This is a genomic window from Microcoleus sp. Z1_B2 (genome assembly GCF_036700325.1).
Lineage (GTDB): Bacteria > Cyanobacteriota > Cyanobacteriia > Cyanobacteriales > Microcoleaceae > Microcoleus.
The window spans coordinates 82,945-101,653 of the sequence record NZ_JAUBOQ010000016.1 but is presented as its reverse complement, the minus strand read 5'-3'; the positions used below and the strand labels follow the sequence as shown (position 1 = coordinate 101,653).

Sequence of the window (18,709 nt, the reverse complement as noted above, 5' to 3'; positions counted from 1 at the left end):
AATAATTAGGACGGGCTCTGGGGCCCATCCCACAAGAAAAAATAACTCTTGTGGGATGGGCCCCAGAGCCCGTCCCATCAATTGAGGAAAAGGATTTTTGCAAGAGGTCTACTAATGACATTTTAATTTCTGCGAGTTTTTTTAGGGCGGTTCCAACTTTTAGAACCGCCGCTACGATCGACCTTTTCTCCATTAGGAAACAACTTCCCTTCCAAATATTCGTAAGTTCCCTCAAAATCGCATTGCCCATACAGAGGACAATCGCGACAATAAACCGCCTTAGTGTAACGCTCCAAATTTTCCCGATTAAAAAAATAAGGTTTGTGACTAAAAGTGCTGGCTACCCACTGCCAAGAAAGATTATTGCTCGCCGGATCTCCATCTAGCAAGTGTTGCAAAAACCAGCGAGCTCCGGCTTGCCAGCGCACGCGGCGCCAGTGTACGAGATAAGCGGCAGTCCACATCCGCTGGTGATTGTGCAAATAACCAGTTTCTCGCAACTCGCGACTGAAACTGTCGATGCAAACCAAACCAGTCGTGCCCTCGACGACATCCTGGGGCAGAGTTTCGCTGTAAGATGAGGCAGTGTAACCAGTTTTGTAGGGTTCCCGGTCTTCCCAAATCCCGTTGCCCAATTCGGCGTAGAGTCGCTGCCAATAATCCCGCCAACCCAACTCGTTGACAAGTTTCACAGCTTCTTCTGGATGCCGCACCTTCTCCAGCACGGCATCCCGGACTTCGGCAAGACTCAAAACTCCGTAGCGCAAATAGGGCGACAAGTGCGTTACCGCACCGTTGAGGAAATTGCGGGTTGAGGCGTATTTGCCGGGGTCAATTTGTTGCAGGGCTGTCTCGGCTGCTTTGCGCCCGCCTGGGGTTGGGGGTACGCTGCTGTCCCGCCGGGCGGCTTCGGGGAACTGTTGGCGCACGTAGGCAATTAATTCGTCGCGGCTGGCAAATTCCCGCTTCATGTCCTGACTCATTCTTTTCTCAAGCACCTGCTATTTTTTCTTAATGTTAAAGCTATTCGATCGGGCCCGCGGCTAGATGCCCTAAATTGCCCTTCACTCCTGGTAACTCACATCTTGCACCCTTGTCAGCAACAGGCTTTTCGGCCTGTTCCACAAAAGATAAATTTTCTTGTGGAACAGGCCGGAAAGCCTGTTCATAAAGGCTAATTGAGAATGGTGCAATATCTCAGTGGTAACGTACATTTTGCCCCCGCCGCAATTGATTGTGGGTTCGCTGCCAAAATTAGCATCAAACTCAGTACACTCAGGGATAGATATCATAGCAAAATCTCATGGAAACTTTTCCGGCGCACGCTCAAGCGATCGCCAGCTTAGCTAACGGACAGCAGCAAGGTACAAAACAACTGGAAAACAGCGAAGTTCAAGAGTTCGATCGAGCCATGATGCGCCGCTGCATAGAATTGGCTCGCCGTGCTCTGGGCAAAACCGCACCCAACCCCCTTGTCGGTTCTGTAATTGTCCGAGACGGCAAGATTGTCGGCGAAGGGTTTCATCCCGGTGCCGGTCAACCTCACGCCGAAGTTTTTGCGCTCCAGGAAGCGGGGGAACTTGCCGAAGGAGCGACTGTCTACGTGAACCTGGAACCCTGCAACCACTACGGCCGGACTCCTCCCTGTTCCGAAGCTTTAGTTAAGGCGAAGGTGGCAAAAGTAGTGGCTGGCATGGTCGATCCGAATCCTTTGGTAGCTGGCACTGGGCTAGCCCGGTTGCGAGAGGCTGGCATTGAAGTGGTGGCGGGAGTGGAAGGGGAAGCTTGCCAAAAACTCAACGAGGCTTTTGTGCACCGGATTTTGCACCGCCGGCCTTTGGGAATTTTGAAATATGCGATGACTTTGGACGGTAAAATTGCTACCAGTAGCGGCCACAGCGCTTGGGTGACAGGCGAGGAGGCTCGCAGCGAGGTTCACCGGGTGCGCGTCGGCTGCGATGCTGTGATTGTTGGGGGAAATACGGTGCGTCTGGACAATCCCCTACTGACGAGTCACCAGCCTGATAGGAATAATCCCCTGCGGGTGGTGATGAGCCGCACTCTGGATTTGCCGAAGTCGGCTTGGTTGTGGGAAACCTCTGTGGCGGCTACTTTGGTGCTGACTGAGCCTGGGGTTAACCCGGAATTTCAGGAATTTTTGATCGCCAAAGGGGTGGAAGTTGTGGAGCTCTCCCCTCTGACACCGACTAATGTTATGGCTTATTTGTACGATCGATCTTTTCTTTCTGTACTCTGGGAGTGCGGTGGCACTTTGGCCGCGAGGGCAATTGCTGAGGGTGCAGTTCAAAAAATTATGGCTTTTATTGCTCCTAAAATTGTCGGTGGCCAAGGAGCTCCAACTCCGGTGGGAGATTTGGGCTTTTCGGCAATGACTGAGGCTTTAACTTTAGAGCGGGTTTCTTGGCGCACAGTGGGTACAGATTGTGTGGTTGAAGGCTATTTAAAAATTAAAGATTGAAAGTTAAAAGCGAGTCTTTTGAGTTTTTGATTTTTAACTTTTAACTACCAGCCGGGAAGTCCCTCGGTATATTCAGATGGGACGCATCTGAGCGCTACGCCCCGTACCCCGAATGAATTACGCCCGCGTGATGAAAGGCTCGTCGGGTGTAGGTACGGAAACCGACAATTAGACATTGCGAGTACCTTTAACTTCGATGTACTTTCTCTAACTATTAAATCGAAAAAATGGTACATTAAGGTAGGTCGAAAAAAGAAATTTCCCATGCAACTAACATACAAATACCGCCTCAAACCCACAAAAGCCCAATTGGCAACAATTGTGGCTCATCTAGAACTATGTCGTCGGCAGTACAACTACCGACTTGGCGAAAGATTTAGGTGGTGGTCAGCCACGAGAACGCCCGTCAACGCCTGTCCCTTGATTGTTTCGATAGTCCCTGTTGAAGAGATTTATCAAAACATTCCTTTGACGAGAGTGCAGACTAGGGATGGTAGAAAAAAGGATGAATCGGGTAATCCTTTGACTAAGAAAGGCGACGTTTTCTCGAACATTGAAGGCGGATATGTACAGTGGCAGACGATACAACTGGCTGACATCAAAAACACTAAAAAGTTATTCCCTGATTATAAAGTGTTGGATTCACAGGTCTTGCAAGATGTCGTCAACAGAGTGGAAACTTCCTTCTCAAATTTCACCACACCCGATAAAAATGGCAATCGTAGGGGTCAACCCAAGTTTAAGGGGCTTCACTACTATAAATCCTTCACTTATCCTCAATTAGACAACTTAGATATTGTCAAGGATGAGCAAAATAGGATTTGCATTCGCCTCGCAAAGATAGGTCAAGTACCTATGGTTTTTCATCGTCCAATACCAACGGGCTTCAAGGTTAAGATGGGGAGCGTTATTAGAGAACCGGATGGGTGGTATATTTCCCTGACGCTAGAAGATAAGACGGTTCCTGTAACGGTTGCAGAAATTCAACCGACTGATGAAAACACTGTTGGTATAGATTTAGGAATAACTAATTACGTTTATCTTTCTAATGGCGAAAGAGTTGATAATCCTAGATTTTTGAGGAAGTCTGCCCAGAAGCTGGCAAGACTTCAAAGGAAGCTAGCTAACCGAGTTAAGGGTTCTAAGCCTTGGAAAGTTATCAAGGACAGAATTTCTAGACTTCATCAGTTCGTAGCCAGAGCTAGATTAGATTTTCAATTTAAAACGGCACATGATCTATTCGGGAAATGTGAAGTTTTAGTTGTTGAAGATTTGAGCGTCAAAAATCTGACTAGACGCGCCAAACCTACAACAGATACTGAGAGTGGTAATTTGGTTTATTTGCCCAACGGTCAATCAGCTAAAAGTGGCTTGAATAAATCCATGCTTGATGCTGCTCATGGGCAGTTCGCCAGCGTCCTAAAATATGTCGCCGGGAAATTGGGTAAAAGCGTTTTGTTTGTTGATCCGAAGGGAACTTCTCAACATTGCTGGAACTGCCTAAATAAAGTTCCGAAAGAATTATCGGATCGGTGGCATTCCTGTCAATGTGGGGAATCATTGGATCGAGATGAAAACTCAGCTAAACTTATTAGAAAGATTGGTCTGAGTTACGAAAGTGGCGGGGGAACTCCGTCACTCAAAAAAGCCTTTGCAAAAAAGGAAAAAGAAGCCTGCAGTCTAACTGTACTCAGTTGACCGTCAGGTTAGTTCACCTCCTTTTATGGTTGAAATTCTGATTTGGAGTTTGATGGTTGGCAGTCTCGGCTTGGAGGCTGCGGTTGTGGGTATTTTGGTGAGCCACGAGCAATGGGATGCGGGGCAAAAATGCGATGAGGAGGAGGAAGTTTTGACTCGGTACGAATCTCAAGATGGTAATTTTAATGCGCCTGAAAATGCGCGATCCAAGGGCAATCCCAAATCCGATCCCAATTCTGTTGATTTGACGGTTTGGGAGTACAAGATTGTGCGGGCTAGCAACGATTTGTTCCGCAATCCTGCGATTTTTCACAAGCTATGCGGTGAAGAGGCGGAAGTTGGCTGGATTTTGCTCGAAAAGCTAGACGACAGGCGGGTGCGGTTCAAACGTTCGATCGCGCTGCGGGACGCCCCGATGCCTAATTTACCAACGTTTGACCCTTACCGCACTCATTACGGCCCAATCTCGACTGCGATGAATTGGGCTGTGGCGATCGTGTTTCTGAGTGCGATCGTGCTTCCTGCTGTTTTGGGCTATGCTTTGGTGTCTACCACTCTCACCAGAAGTCGCTCTAATTGGCCTCCGGCACCTGTTCAATCTTTGCCTTCTCCCAGCGAGCCAGCAACTAATAAGTGAAACCTTGGCAAATTGTCGATCGCCCTTTTTGCAGCCTGTTTTATAGCAAGTCTAAATCATTTGTCAACTAGATGTTTTTTACGAACCGCGAAGGCGCAAATACCGCGAAGAAATAGAGGAGAAGTGATATCGTTTCCGGTTGCATCGGAATGATTTAACCGCAGAGGGCGCTCCAGAACGCAGAGGGGGAGAATACAGAGATGAATACAGGACGATGCTACCGGATTTGATATGAGGAGAAGTCTGGGTTCGTTTGACTGATTTAGGCTTGCTATATACGTTATTTTGATTTTAAATTTGGGGCGGTATTGCTGAGGGAGCGGCTAGCAATCTCAAGTCATAATTTGTATCGCCTTGAAATTGAGAAACGCGGACGAAATAAGTCCCCGCAGGCAAAGCCCCATTACTGACAATTGTTTCTGAAGACGTGCCTAAATTGTTAGACGAAGCAATAATATCGTCTAATCCAACGGCGCCGTTGCCGTTCAGATCCTGAATTAATTCAACATCAACATCTGCACTCAAACCGTCAAAAGTTACACTGAAAAGGCTGGGAGTATTGAGGATGAAACTGTAAATGTCGGCTGGTTCAGCATCTCCCACAAAATCGCTCGCCGTTTGAATTTCTGTGAGAATGCCCAAGCTTTTTGCTGCGTTCAAATTGTCGGCGGGATCGGGGAGAGTGCTCAACAATCCTTCTTGTTGACCGAATTGAATGTAATGGTCGATCGCACTTTTAACTGCGCCGCTATTGACTGCTGCTGCTACCAGCGGATATTTTTCTAGATAAAAGCTGGGATCGAAGAAAATGCTGGCTTTGCGGTTTTCTAATTGACCGGCTTTGAAGTAGTGTTCAAATGGGGTAAATTGATTGGTTTGGACTGCAGTCAGCACGTCTGGGTTGCTTGTTAGATAAAAATTAACATCGAAGAATGGGTTGGGGTTGCGTAGTTCAAATTGACCGAATCTGATAAAGTGATCGGCCCCTGAAAAGCCATTGAGTTTGGCTGATACCGCTACATCTGTATTGGTGTCTAAATAATAGCTGGCGTCGAACAGGGCATTCGGGTCGCGATTTTCAAATTTGCCAATTTTTCGGTAGTGATCGAAGGGACTCGATACCGTGCCTCTGGCAACTGCTACGGCGACATCTGGGTTGTTTTCGAGATAAAATTTGCTGTCGAACAGTGTTCTGAGGGTTAGCATTATTAAAAAAATCTCTCTGGACTTTAGTCTGGAAATTGCACGATCGAGAATCCAGTTTACATCAAAGTTTTGTTTTGTGAGGATGTCTTAATTATGGCTAAATCTGCACTGATGGCAATGCTGCGCCGCGCTGCAAGCATTGCCCAGAAATCAAGGGAAACGGGCATTCCGGCTGATGAACTGCTGGGGATGCTGACAGATCGCATTCCTAATTCTGCCATATCTCGGCGCCGCTTGCTGCACGGGGGTTTAGCTGCTGCGGGGGCTGCCGCTGCTGCGACTTTTACCAGGGAGGGAGAGGGAGCTTTTGCTCAACAGGGTGGACGATCGCCGATTTTGGTTGTGGGTGCGGGAATTGCTGGTTTGACGGCGGCTTATCGCTTGCGCCAAGCGGGTGTGCGTGCCGATATAATCGAGGCAACGAACCGCGTGGGGGGGCGGATACGCACTATTCCCAAGGTGGCTGGAACGCTGATTCCGGCGGATTTGGGGGGAGAATTTATTGACACCGGCCACACTAATTTAATCTCGCTGGCGACGGAATTGGGTTTGCGGGCGATCGACTTAGCCCAAGTGCAGAGTGGATTGGTGAAGGATACTTTTTTCTTTCAAGGACGGCGCTTTTCTCTTGAGCAATTAATCGCGGAATTTGCGCCACTAGCGAGTAAAATTACTGCTGATTTGCAGGCGGTTGGCGATGAAATTAGCTATCTTGATTTTACAGAAGCAGCGGAAAGATTGGACAATCTTTCGATCGCTGAATATGTAGACCAAGCCGAGATTAGCACGATTGTCCGGCAGTTACTCCGCATTGCTTACACGACGGAATACGGTCGAGATCCCGAGGAGCAGTCGGCGTTAAATCTGCTGTTTTTAATCAGTTCTGAAGCGGGCAGTTTTGAATTGTACGGCGACAGCGATGAGCGCTATCAAATTGACGGCGGCAACAGTCAAATTATCAACCGTTTGGCGGGTCAATTGTCTGGTTCGATCGAGGCGGGGACGGTTTTGGAAGCGATTACTCTTTTGCCGGATGGCCGCTATCGCGTAAATTTGCGATCGGGACTAAGCGCGTTCGATCGCACTTACGAGCGAGTTTTGTTAACTTTACCGTTCAGCACTCTGCGAGACGTTAAAATTAACGTACCTTTGCCCCAACCAAAGCGCAGGGCGATCGAGCAATTGGGTTACGGTACTAATTCTAAGTTAATTACTGGCTACCGCAGCCGCATTTGGCGGGAACCTTATCAATCGACGGCTTCTGTTTATAGCGATTTAGGATTCCAGAATACCTGGGAAGCTACGCCTTTCGCTCCTACTCCTAACGGTTTAGTTACTAATTTTACAGGAGGAAAGCAGGGTTTGTCGATCGGTGCCGGCACTCCAGAAGACCAAGCACAAAGATTTTTGAACCCATTTGAAAGAGTTTTTCCCGGAGTGAGAAATTTGCGATCGGGCAAAGCTGTGCGAGCATATTGGCCGGGAGAACGCTTTTCTAAAGGTTCTTATTCCTGCTATTTAGTAGGACAGTGGACGCAAATGTACGGCGTTGAAGGCGAACGAGTTGGGAACTTATATTTTGCCGGGGAACACACTTCGCTGGAAAATCAAGGTTACATGGAAGGCGGTTGCGAAACTGGACAAAGGGCGGCTGTTGAAATCTTGCAAGATTTAGGTTTAATAGCTGCTGCTGATGCTGTGAATACTCGAACTGCGAGCAGTTTGAACAATCGCCGTCCCAGCCGGAAAATTCCCGGAGCGCGGAATCTTAGGAATAGAAAGCCGAGTATTAGATAATCTCGTCAGGTGTACATCTAATTCTTGTGGGCCGTTGCTCCTAGCCCGTGCATCTAATTCTTGTGGGGAGTAGGGGTTGGGCTTCTAGCCCGCCCAAAAAATTAAATTAGTCATGAGATCCACCATACATAGAGATATGCAAACGTAAAAAATATATGAATTATCATGTACAAGTTATTGCCAAAAAACATGATTATTTTACCTTTCACAGTAGCTTTATCGAGTTTTCTAATCTCGCCGATATCTGCTATTCCTTTGCTGGCAGACGCTACAAATACAATGGCTCAAAAATCACCAGTTGATGAGCCATTTTGCTACATGAAAACTCCCGAAGGCAAAACAGTAGACTTGGGCAAATTGTGCGAGAAACAGCCAGCATCTGGAACTTCCCAAACTTGCATTACCGGTTCCAACATTGCTGCAAAAGTTTCAATTGCGGCGGCTAATTATGACGGTAACTTTTTCAGCGGTCAAGTGCTTAATCGAGGCTGCAAAACAATCAAGAATGTCAAAGTTAATTATGAAGTTTTGGACGAGTCAGGCAATTTAATTGACAACGGATTTATCTACTCTCAACCAGTTACTCTTGCACCCGGACAGTCAGCCGCTTTTCGGGGTGAAGTTGTCGAGGGGGCTCAGGTACTAGCGACTCATGCAGACGGGCAAGAATGATTGTTGATAAATGGCGACCCACTTCCAGAAACCCGATCGAGGTTATAGTAAGGTGCGTCGCTTTGAGATTGTCGCTGTTTTTGAAGATTGTAGATGGCGACGCACCCTACAGCAACTATTCCATGAGTTTTGAGAATTAGTATTATTTACCGATCGCTGTTATCATATTCTGGCTCAGATATCTCTATGACTTACGCAGAGATCCCCTCGCATCCCCCTTCAAAAGGGGAACTTGCAATAATAATCTTGTCCCCCCCTTATTAAGGGGGGTTAGGGGGGATCGAAGTTTGAATATTCTTGCAGAGAACCCCAAAAACAGAATTTGCGAGGGCAAAATATCTTGAAAACTCGATCGACATACTGGCAAATCTTACCCTACCTCCGTCCCCAAAAACAAACCATCGGTAAAGCATTAGCTTGTACCGTAGTATTTACCATATTTTGGCCGATTATAGCGTGGCTAGTTGGCGAAACTGCCAAATTTATAGGTAAAGGAGATTTACAAGGGTTCGCTCAAATTGCGGCACTCAGCGCCATTATATTTCTAATTCGCGGTACAGCCCAGTACGGTCAAGATACGCTGATGGCAAAAGCTGCTTTGACTATTGCTTTGGAAATCCGCAAAAAAGTTTACTCCCACCTGCAAAAACTCAATCTCGGCTACTTTGAAACAGCCAAAACCGGAGACTTATCCTACCGCCTCACCGAAGATATTGACCGCATTGGCGAAGTAGTAAATAAATTTTTTCATCAGTTTATCCCTTGTGTTTTGCAGCTAATTGCGGTTCTGGGATATATGATTTATCTCAACTGGCAATTAACTCTAGGTGCATTAATTATTGCACCGCTGATGGCTATTTTAATTGGCTGGTTTGGTGAAAGACTGCTAAGTTACTCGCGCCAAAGTCAAAATCGCATCTCTGATTTATCTGCTTTGCTGACAGAAGTATTCAGCGGCATTCGTTTAATCAAAGCATTTGTGGCTGAAGACTACGAAATTGCCCGCTTTGCAGAAGAAGCAGAACAAAACCGCCGCGCTAAGTATTTGTCAGAAAGAATAAAAGCACTTCAGTTCGTTGTAGTTGGCTTTCTGGAAGCGATGAGCGTGATTTTGCTCTTTTTCCTGGGAGGTTGGCAAATTTCTCAAGGAAATCTCACAGGTACTCAATTTATAAGTTATATCGCAGGGGTGGCACTGTTAATTGACCCCATTGCTATCACAACTGCTAATTACGGGGATTTTAAGCAGGGAGAAGCTTCTAGCGATCGCATTTTTGAATTATTAGCAATTGAACCCGCTGTAGTCGAAAAATCGGGTGCAATTGAACTTCCCCACGTTACCGGAAAAGTCGAATACCGCAACATTAATTTTGCCTATAACTCAGAGACACCCATTTTACAAAGTATGAGTTTGCTGGTACTTCCCGGAGAAATGATTGCCCTCGTGGGCGCATCCGGTGCGGGTAAAACTACTTTAGTAAACTTGTTACCCAGATTTTACGATCCGCAAGCGGGACAGATTTTAATTGACGGTATTGATATTCAAGATGTCACCTTAAATACTCTGCGGAGGCAAATCGGAATTGTACCGCAAGAAACGATTTTATTTTCGGGTACAATTGCTCAAAATATCGCTTTCGGTCAATCTTATTATGAACTGAAAGATGTGCAAAAAGCTGCGGAGATTGCTAACGCTCATCAATTTATTAATGAGTTTCCCGATGGCTATCAAACTTGGGTAGGAGAAAGGGGTGTAAATTTATCTGGCGGGCAAAAACAAAGAATTGCGATCGCCCGTGCAGTTTTGCTCGATCCCAGAATTTTGATTTTGGATGAAGCGACATCGGCGCTGGATTCGGAATCCGAAGGTTTAGTGCAGGAAGCGCTGGAAAGATTGATGCGCGATCGCACTGTGTTTATTATCGCGCACCGCTTGGCTACTGTGCGGAGAGCCGATCGTATTTTAGTGTTGGAAAAAGGCAGAATTGTCGAATCTGGGACGCACGAGGAGTTGCTGGAAAAGGGATCTCGCTATGCTGGCTACTACGCTCAACAGTTTAGTCAGTAGGCGACGTTAGAAACCGGGTTTTTGGCAGTTTCTGCTGGCCTCAACGAAGTATTATCTAAAAAACCCGGTTTCTGACTACTCGTGGGTAAGTGATGTTCAGGATAACTCTAGTAATAATGTCATTCTTAAGCCTCTCTAGTCTCCCAAGGAAGCTGATTCCTGACTAGCATAAAGTCATCCGCGAACATATTTAAACTATCAAAAAAAGTTTGCCAAGTATTTTCTTTGGAGATTAGGACAATAACATCTCCTATTTTTTTGACATACACTTCATTTCCTGCCAAATGAAATTCTTTAGGTAATATGACTGTCTGATAGTCATCAGCGATCGATAATTTAGCCGTATTCATTGTTTTGCCTCCAGAGTGATTTAACTTATATTTTAAATTGACTCTCCGCTTGCTCCAACTATATTCTAGCAGAGAAGAGTAGATATAGATTCGGTTCAGGTTTTTTCTATTTGACTGTCGCATGAATGCGATGATGTAGATGCAGATTAAGGGTAAACCCGCAGTCCGGCAAGGGTTGAAACCCCTGCCTCAAAGCGAAAGTCCTCTAAAGAGGACTAATTAATTCTTTAGTCCTCTTTAGAGGACTTTCGCTATTAGACAGGGAATTCATTCCCTGTCGGACTTAGTGGAGTGACAGCCTTTGCGACGATTAATTTTCAACAGCCCCTAAAGCTTTGAGCGTGGCTTTTTCAACTTCCGTTAAACCCGTAACTCCTGCAATATTCATGTTTTCATAAGGTCTGTCACTTTTCAATATTTTGAGGCACTCACCAGTCTCAATATCCCAAAGTCTAATTGTGCCATCCCGACAGCAAGCAGCAATAATTTTTTCATTTGAACTGAAGGCAACAGAGTTAATTCTACTGGTATGACATTGCAAAATTTTTAGACATTCACCTGTACGAATATCCCATATTCTTACCGTTCCATCTACACTTCCACTAGCAACTATTTCACCAGAATAACTAAAGGCAACTGAACGTATCCAATCAGTATGCCCCTGTAAGATTTGGAGGCATTCACCACTGCGAACATCCCATAATCTTACTGTTCGATCGACACTTCCACTGGCAAGTATTTCACCGTTCTGGCTAAAGGCGATCGCGCGTGACCAACCCGTATGCCCCTGTAAGATGTGGAGGCCTTCACCAGTATGGATATCCCACAGCCTCACCGTTCCGTCAAAACCTGCACTGGCAAATATCTCACCCAAAGGACTGAAAGCAGCCGAGTATACAGAATTGTTATGCCCGTGCAACGTTTTGAGACATTCGCCAGTACCGATATGCCACAACCTCACCGTTTGTTTGTAACCTGCACTCGCAAGTATTTCACCATTTGGACTGAAGGCGATCGATCGTGTTTCATTGTCAACTTCTGGCAAAGTATGAAGGCATTCACCGCTGCGAATATCCCATACCCTCAATGTTTCGTCATAACTGTTGCTAGCAAGTAGCTTACCATTTGGACTGAAAGCAACCAAGTCTACCCGATCGAGATGTCCGTGCAAGATTTGGAGGCATTCACCACTGCTGACATCCCACAGCTTGACTGTTTTTTCATCATCGCTGCTGGCCAGCATTTCACCGTTGGGGCTGAAGGCGATCGACCTTACTTGATTGCTATGCCCTTGCAGCGTATTCAAGCATTCACCGCTGTTAATAGCCCACAGCCTCAGCGTTTTATCGTAACTGCCGCTAACAAGTATTTCACTGTTTGGACTGAAGGCGACTGACCCTACTCGATCGTTATGCCCTTGCAAAGTATTCAAGCATTCACCGCTGTTGATATCCCACAGTTTTGCTGTGCAATCCTGACTTCCACTTGCGAGTATTTCGTCCGAAGGACTGAAGGCTATTGACCGTACATGACCGAAATGTCCCTCCAAAGTTTTGAGACATTCACCGCTGCCGATATTCCACAGCTTCACTGTTTCGTCGCCGCTGCCGCTAGCAAGTATTTCACCAATAGAATTGAAAGCAACTGAAAACACGTTTTTAGTATGACCGTGCAAAATTTGCAGGCATTCACCAGTGTGAATATTCCACAACCTTACTGTTGTGTCGCTGCTGCCACTGGCAAGCATCTCACCAGCAGGATGGAAAGCCACTGAAAACACACTTTCAGTATGACCTTGCAAAATTTGCAGGCATTTACGCGTGCGGATATCCCATAACCTTATCGTGCGATCGAAACTCCCACTAGCGAGTATATTTCCATCAGGATTGAAGGTGACAAACATTACTGATTCGGTATGTCCCTGCAACACTTTTAAACATTCACCACTCTTGACATCCCATAACTTGATTGTTTTGTCATAACTCCCGCTAGCAAGTATCTCACCGTCAGGACTGAAGGTCACTGACTCCACCACGTTGGTATGTCCTTTACAGGTCAATATTTCTCTGCCACTGCTAGCTTCCCACAAGCGAACTACGCCATCGCTATCACCTGTAGCTAACAGTTTGCCATCAGGACTAAATATTACTGACCGAACACTGCTGAAGATTTTAGTAAAATCAGAATTAGCTAAATTTGCTTCAGCAAAATTGACGTGGCGCAGACTAGCATTTGTAAAATCAGCACCTAAAATAACTGCACGAGAAAGGTCTTTTGCTTCTAACGCAGTTCGATCGATTTTCACCAACAGCGTCGCCGCATTCCCTCCCACATAACCTACCTCACTTTCAGTTTTTCCCCGCGTTGCTTCCAGAATTTCCAATAATTCCTCCGTAGCTGCCCCTACATCGAGGCAGGGCCGGCACGAGGGTACAGCCCCTACCATTGGTAACAACAAATCCATCACAGCTTTAGTCAGCCGCGCTTGTCCGAAACTCTGAAGAAGTTGCCCTAAATCTTCAGCAACAAATCCTTTTAAAGGCGCGATGAGTTCATTCTTATTTCTCTTCTCTGCTTGAAGCCGACAGTAATTAGACCAAGTGTACGATCGAGGTTCTGCATCAGGGTTGACACAAGACTGTTCCGGCGCAACTAATTCGGTAAAATCTGCCGCCAAAACTCCCAATTCTGCTGCAAATTTATAAGCGACAAAAAACTCTAATAACGAACGGTGCGCCGGAGTATAATCGCCATCTGCATTGCGAATCAGCATCGTTTGACCCATCATGTCGTAGTGCCAGTGGTCTAAGTCTTTTTCCTCTTGCACCACGGAACCAAACAAGCTGCGAATGCGATCGGGAAAACCGCGATAATTGAGACTCATTTGGTCGGTAGACAGCATTTCCCAAGACAGTTCGCACAAAAAGTAAAGCTTATCTGCCAAAGAAGTAAAAGTACGTTCTGCTTTGATATCTCTCTCTATCTTCCGCCGCACCGCATACAGATAAATCCGCGACATATCTACTGGTTTTCCAGCTTCAATATCCGGCAATGCTTCCAAAATTAACTCGGTCATCACCGGGCGACGCGCTAAATCCAATAGTTGCGGGTTTCCCATCACTTTTTCCACTGTCGCCGTTTCTGTTTGAAATGACAGCGCTTGCCGAATTTGCTCGTCGTTAAATTTCTCTAATTCTAAGACTTCAAATTGGGGAGTTTCGCCTGTTAAAATGGTTGTTGATGCTTGCAGTTCTGCATTGAACAATGCCCGTCCTTCCTTGCCTTCAGGAAAGTGTTCGGTACGGCAAGTGAGGATGACTTTTGCGCCGGGAACGACGGCTTTTGCTAGTTCCCAGAAGTTGTTGATGGTTTCTTGCCGATCGCACTTAGCGGCCATTTCATCAAAACCGTCGAAAATTAACAGAAACTTGCCCATGCGATTCAGTTGTTCAAAGGCCGAATAACCCGCCAGAGGTATCTCGTGCTTGCGAAAGAAAAACTCGGAAAACAGCGACTCGACGCTAACTGCTTTCGCGTAATCTCGCAAAGGAATTACTAACGGCAAACGCGGACGTTCCAAGCCGCGCTTTTGAGCTTCTTTGTAGCGTTGCAGCGCCATCCAAGCATAGTGCATCGCAAACCAAGTTTTGCCGGTTCCAAATTCTCCTAAAACTGAAATATGTTCTTTTACTGGGTCATTCAACCACAGGTCAATATAACCTTCGATCCAGCCATCTCGCCCGTCATAATGACTCACGCCTATCTTGCGGTGAGTATCGGGGTCAATTTCTTCTTTCGTACAAGCTAGCGGCACATATTTGGTATCAATTTCTCGGCTAGTAATTTCTGTTTCTAGCCAATCCAGATAAGCGGTAAAATCGGCATCTTGGTCGAGTAATTCATCAAACGTATAGCAAGCTAAATTACGATTTTCGTCTTTCTCTACCTCATCCCGCGCGGCGCGACTGATGCGGCGGGCGGTGACTAACCATCCTTCATCGGTGCGCTGTTTTTCCACCGACTCGCGCAAGGCTGAGATGTCTCTGAGTCCGGCTTCTCCGGCAATTCCGCGCACTAAAATGCGATCGTACCGATTGCGTCTGACAGGAACATTGATAATCCATTCAAAATAGTTATCCTCCGAGATTTGATAGGTTTCAAACTTATAACTTAATGTTTCAAACCACCCGCGAACTTGTTGTGATAAAATAAAAGCTTGAGACTTTTGAATATTAGTTGATGCTGCTGCGGGAAGTGCGGGATAATCTTCAGCTTCCAGTCGTGCAAATTCGGTGCGAATTCCTTCGATAGTGGGGAGGCGTTCGATGCGATCCATTACCATAGATAGGCGTTTTTGCAAAGAGGCGATCGAATTTCCCATCATCACATCTCCCAGCGTCCGCGTCCGCTTTGCTACTTCCATAAACACGGCGGCAAATGCCATGAATTCCCGTCTGGGGTCAATGCCTAAATCTCGAATTTCTTTGCCTAAAGCACTCTCATTCAGATATTCATCGCCTGCTTTAATTAAAATGGCTGGGCTATCGGACTCGAAGGCTTTGCGAAATGCTGATTCAATCTCTTTTTGGCGAAACAGTTCTAAAATCTGCTTGGGTTTGCCAGCGCCGTATTCTACTAAAGTATAAACATAAACTCCGCTAAAATCTGCGGGCGGAGCATCCGGGTCGAGGTTAAATCTTTTTAAGATTTTGATGACAGTTTCGTTGCGCTGAAACTTGTCTTTGATAGTGCCGAAGGGAATTGTCGTCAGGATACTGATAACTAAGTCGAGACTAATTAGCATGATTTAGGCTTTCCTGTTTTTCCGTGGAAGTAATGCTCAAATCTAGAATCGGTAGGCTGTGTCCCTGAAATGCGTTGCGGGCGATCGCAAACTGCTCTATTTTTATTATGGTAACAGGATTTACGCGCTCCGACCAAAGAAACCGGGTTTTTACCGAATCTGCTGGTTGGAGCGCGTCTTTTCGTTAAAAACCCGGTTTCTGACCCACCGTTGGTAACTTATATCCAGTTAATTAACTTAGCACTTTTTAGGAAAATTGACAACTATAAAACACAGAAAATACCGACACATATTGTAGTACAAACAGCTAGGATATTAGTTGTCATCTCTGAGTTGGCAAAGTTAAAATATAGATAACTAACAAATAAAAATTGCTATCTATGAAAATACAATCTTCTGTCTTAGTCCACCTGGGATTTGGCAAATATGTACGCTCCGATCGAGTAACAGCAGTAATACCAATTGAAGAAGAACGGGGGCCCGGTCGGCGCACTTTCGTACACGTAGACGGCGAAGCAGACCCGATCGTTGCTTCGCGCGCGGAAGATACAATCGTTCGCGATTTGGTGCAGGAACCGCGCGAAATAACTCAAGCTCGGCAGCAACAAGAAATCCTGCAAGATTTGCTTGCCGATTTGAGCAATGTTAACGTCACCGTGCGACGCATCAGCCGCGATGAAGGCGGACTCGATCTCGAACGTTTGGAGCGCCGCATTCGCCAAATTTTAGACGCCTAAAAACAAAAGACCGCCCGGGCGGTCTTTCTTTTTGTTTGTTTCGCTAAAATTTTTAAGTTGAGGGCTTCAATGTAACTTCGATGTCCGCTAAACCAGTGAGTTTTTCCACCACTGGTGCTTCTTCAACTCGCGGTACAAAAATAGTTAAACCTCCCGGAACGCACTCAATAGAAACCGGAGTCATGCCGATAATTTCCCCGTCTAAAACCACTTTTTGAGGCGGATCGGTAGTAATTTTTATTTTTTTTGCCCGCAAATAACCGATGTCATCGCGATCGGTAGGATTGCCGCTCAAAGCGGTTTGCAATAGGTGATAAGAAGCTGCGATCGCCCCAGCTTTATTCTCCGGCGCAACCAGCGTCACGTCCAGCAAGCCGTCATCAAAAACAATCCCCGCCGGGCCTTGAGCTAAAATGGAAGTAGGCGGCGCTGCATTTGCTACTGTTACGGCCACAGCAGTAAGGTGGATAATTTTATCGTCGGTTTCTATTTCCGCTTCAAATCTTTCTAAATTGTTTAACTGTTTAATTCCTGACAAAATGTAAGCCAGCATTCCCCAGCGATTCTTCATTTCGCGATCGGCTAGTTCGACGGTTTCTGCCTCAAAACCCACTCCAGCTAACAAAACCATCGGCATTTCACCGTTGCAAATCCCGGCATCCACTACCCGCGTCAACCCTCCCAAAATAGTGGCGCAGGCGGTTTCAATTGTATTCGGAATATCTAAAGCATTCGCAAAAGCATTAGCCGTTCCCCGCGAAATAATTCCTAAAGGAATATTTGTGCTCACAATCGCCCCAGCAACTGCTGATAATGTGCCGTCGCCCCCGGAAGCAATAATTTCTTCAACTCCCCTAGCAACTGCTTCGCGGGCGATTTGATCTGCGTCTAATTCTGGGGTTGTCAGACGAATGTCTAAGTCAATAAAAGGCTCTAAAAGTTCCTGAATTCTAGCTAAGTCTTGGTCGGGGTCGCTGTTACCGGCGACTGGATTGAAAATTAGGCAAGCTGAACGTTTCATAGTTGGTAATAGGTAATACGTAACGTTTATATCGAAGTTTCGCTCCCCCTAAATCCCCCTTAATCAGGGGAGTAGGAGTTGACTTTGAGTGTTCTTGTCCACCCCCTACTCCCCCTGATTAAGGGGGGTGAGGGGGGGATCAAGACTCAACTATAATGCTGATTGATATCATGTCCGATCGAGTGACCGCGATTAACAGGGCAGGTTTTTGAGATTGTCAATTATTGGCAGATATTTTTCGTGAGGGGAACCCCTACCGTATTAGGGGTAATCGACCCGACATAATATGAGACATGGTTTTAAGATTAAGTTAACACAAATGCCATGCCCGCTAAACTTCGACAACAACCCTCACCTATTTTTCAAAGGTTTAGTTAAGACTTGACAAAAGTCCACTCTAAGACTTTGCGCGGAGCTTTGTGCAACGCTTCCTTGATTTCCTCATTGGTGTCAAATTTGACTTGATTTAAATTGCACGCTTCGACGTTGACAGTAAATTTATCGTCTTCAAAAGGCCAAGGAGTTACAGTCACGAGTTCGTTGCTGTGCTGTACAATATCGTAGCGCTTGCCGTCCGGGCCGACACTAATTTCTAAAGCTCGTTCTCCTGCAGGTAACTCGCGGCTGCAAAGAATTAATGATAGCCGATCGCACCACTGGAAAAAAGCATAAGCTGCCTTAGCATCTTCCTCGGAAATCTTCAACTCTTTTTGCCATTTTTTTTGATTTTCCAGTTGTTCGTCCAAAAATTCGTCGAGTTCCTTGGACTCTCCCCGCTTTCCTTCGTTGAGATAACTCATGTGCATAGAAATCAGCATGGCTACCCACCTACCGCGATATAGGGAATTCTGCGTCATGGCTTTAATTTTAGGCAGAGAAGTTTCCGTCTGCAAAGTAAAATCAAAGGGCGCGCCCGCTTCAGTTAAAATATTTTCTTCCCACTCTTTCTCCAAATCATCGTGATGCGAAATCGCGGCTATGGTTTCGTACAACCGAAGCGGAGATTTCGAGCGCTTCCACTGTCCGCCAAGTTGGGCGGCGAGCAAAGCATGGGCGCGGTGGTAAATAATTTCCCAGCCGGTGGCGGTTAAGTTAGCAATCATTGAATTTTTGTCCTGAATTAAGTGATGTTGGTTTTCTGGAACAGGCCGGAGTGCCTGTTTGGGCGGGCTCGCGTGCCCAACCCACAATCAAATTGAATTTTTGTGGAACAGGCCGGAGTGCCTGTTTGGGCGGGCTC

General features: G+C 46.1%; 14 protein-coding genes. 7 read left to right on the top strand and 7 right to left on the bottom strand.

Translation table 11 applies throughout. The features are described from left to right. Positions 1 to 122: 122 nt before the first annotated feature. Entirely contained in the window at positions 123 to 983 is an 861-nt protein-coding gene (locus QT984_RS11945; RefSeq protein WP_333374077.1) for an FAD-binding domain-containing protein, read from the bottom strand. 81 nt (positions 984 to 1,064) lie between these two features. Continuing rightward, positions 1,065 to 1,292: a hypothetical protein gene (locus QT984_RS11940; RefSeq protein ID WP_333054470.1), complete on the bottom strand. Its 228-nt coding sequence runs from the start codon at positions 1,290 to 1,292 to the stop codon at positions 1,065 to 1,067. An 11-nt stretch (positions 1,293 to 1,303) separates the two neighbouring features. On the opposite strand from QT984_RS11940, the gene ribD reads away from it, so the two are divergent. From ribD to QT984_RS11925, 3 genes are all read left to right on the top strand, one after another. Then, positions 1,304 to 2,479, top strand: a complete 1,176-nt coding sequence (ribD, locus tag QT984_RS11935; RefSeq protein WP_333054471.1) for a bifunctional diaminohydroxyphosphoribosylaminopyrimidine deaminase/5-amino-6-(5-phosphoribosylamino)uracil reductase RibD — start codon at positions 1,304 to 1,306, stop codon at positions 2,477 to 2,479. 264 nt (positions 2,480 to 2,743) lie between these two features. After that, positions 2,744 to 4,177, top strand: coding sequence for a transposase (locus tag QT984_RS11930; protein ID WP_333054472.1), 1,434 nt, complete (start codon positions 2,744 to 2,746; stop codon positions 4,175 to 4,177). Between the two features lie 25 nt (positions 4,178 to 4,202). Next, on the top strand, positions 4,203 to 4,814 hold the full coding sequence (locus QT984_RS11925) for a hypothetical protein (RefSeq protein WP_333054474.1): 612 nt from the start codon (positions 4,203 to 4,205) through the stop codon (positions 4,812 to 4,814). 291 nt (positions 4,815 to 5,105) lie between these two features. On the opposite strand, the gene QT984_RS11920 is transcribed toward QT984_RS11925, so the two are convergent. Then, the gene (locus QT984_RS11920) at positions 5,106 to 6,020 is read right to left on the bottom strand and encodes a PPC domain-containing protein (protein WP_333054475.1); all 915 of its coding nucleotides are present in this window, start codon (positions 6,018 to 6,020) and stop codon (positions 5,106 to 5,108) included. Between the two features lie 93 nt (positions 6,021 to 6,113). Here QT984_RS11920 and QT984_RS11915 point away from each other — a divergent pair, with 93 nt between their 5' ends. The 3 genes from QT984_RS11915 (at position 6,114) to QT984_RS11905 (ending at position 10,557) form a co-directional block, all read left to right on the top strand. Then, positions 6,114 to 7,817, top strand: coding sequence for an NAD(P)/FAD-dependent oxidoreductase (locus QT984_RS11915; protein ID WP_333374075.1), 1,704 nt, complete (start codon positions 6,114 to 6,116; stop codon positions 7,815 to 7,817). A gap of 189 nt (positions 7,818 to 8,006) precedes the next feature. Continuing rightward, the gene (locus QT984_RS11910; protein ID WP_333054477.1) at positions 8,007 to 8,489 is read left to right on the top strand and encodes an FxLYD domain-containing protein; all 483 of its coding nucleotides are present in this window, start codon (positions 8,007 to 8,009) and stop codon (positions 8,487 to 8,489) included. A gap of 340 nt (positions 8,490 to 8,829) precedes the next feature. Next, the gene (locus QT984_RS11905) at positions 8,830 to 10,557 is read left to right on the top strand and encodes an ABC transporter ATP-binding protein (RefSeq protein WP_333054478.1); all 1,728 of its coding nucleotides are present in this window, start codon (positions 8,830 to 8,832) and stop codon (positions 10,555 to 10,557) included. Positions 10,558 to 10,682: 125 nt separating this feature from the next. Here QT984_RS11905 and QT984_RS11900 read toward each other — a convergent pair whose 3' ends face one another. After that, positions 10,683 to 10,907 carry an AbrB/MazE/SpoVT family DNA-binding domain-containing protein gene (locus QT984_RS11900; RefSeq protein WP_333374073.1) on the bottom strand — a complete coding sequence of 75 codons (225 nt, stop codon included), beginning with the start codon at positions 10,905 to 10,907 and terminating at the stop codon, positions 10,683 to 10,685. 310 nt (positions 10,908 to 11,217) lie between these two features. Then, the gene (locus QT984_RS11895) at positions 11,218 to 15,711 is read right to left on the bottom strand and encodes a WD40 domain-containing protein (RefSeq protein ID WP_333374071.1); all 4,494 of its coding nucleotides are present in this window, start codon (positions 15,709 to 15,711) and stop codon (positions 11,218 to 11,220) included. Positions 15,712 to 16,091: 380 nt separating this feature from the next. Between QT984_RS11895 and QT984_RS11890 the strand changes: the two genes are divergently transcribed. Then, positions 16,092 to 16,448 carry a hypothetical protein gene (locus tag QT984_RS11890; protein ID WP_006631047.1) on the top strand — a complete coding sequence of 119 codons (357 nt, stop codon included), beginning with the start codon at positions 16,092 to 16,094 and terminating at the stop codon, positions 16,446 to 16,448. A gap of 52 nt (positions 16,449 to 16,500) precedes the next feature. Here the strand turns inward: QT984_RS11890 and QT984_RS11885 are convergent, their stop codons facing one another. Then, on the bottom strand, positions 16,501 to 17,469 hold the full coding sequence (locus tag QT984_RS11885) for a YegS/Rv2252/BmrU family lipid kinase (RefSeq protein ID WP_333374069.1): 969 nt from the start codon (positions 17,467 to 17,469) through the stop codon (positions 16,501 to 16,503). Between the two features lie 374 nt (positions 17,470 to 17,843). Further along, complete coding sequence (locus tag QT984_RS11880) at positions 17,844 to 18,572, bottom strand: DUF3891 family protein (RefSeq protein WP_333054483.1); 729 nt, start codon at positions 18,570 to 18,572, stop codon at positions 17,844 to 17,846. Positions 18,573 to 18,709 lie beyond the last annotated feature (137 nt).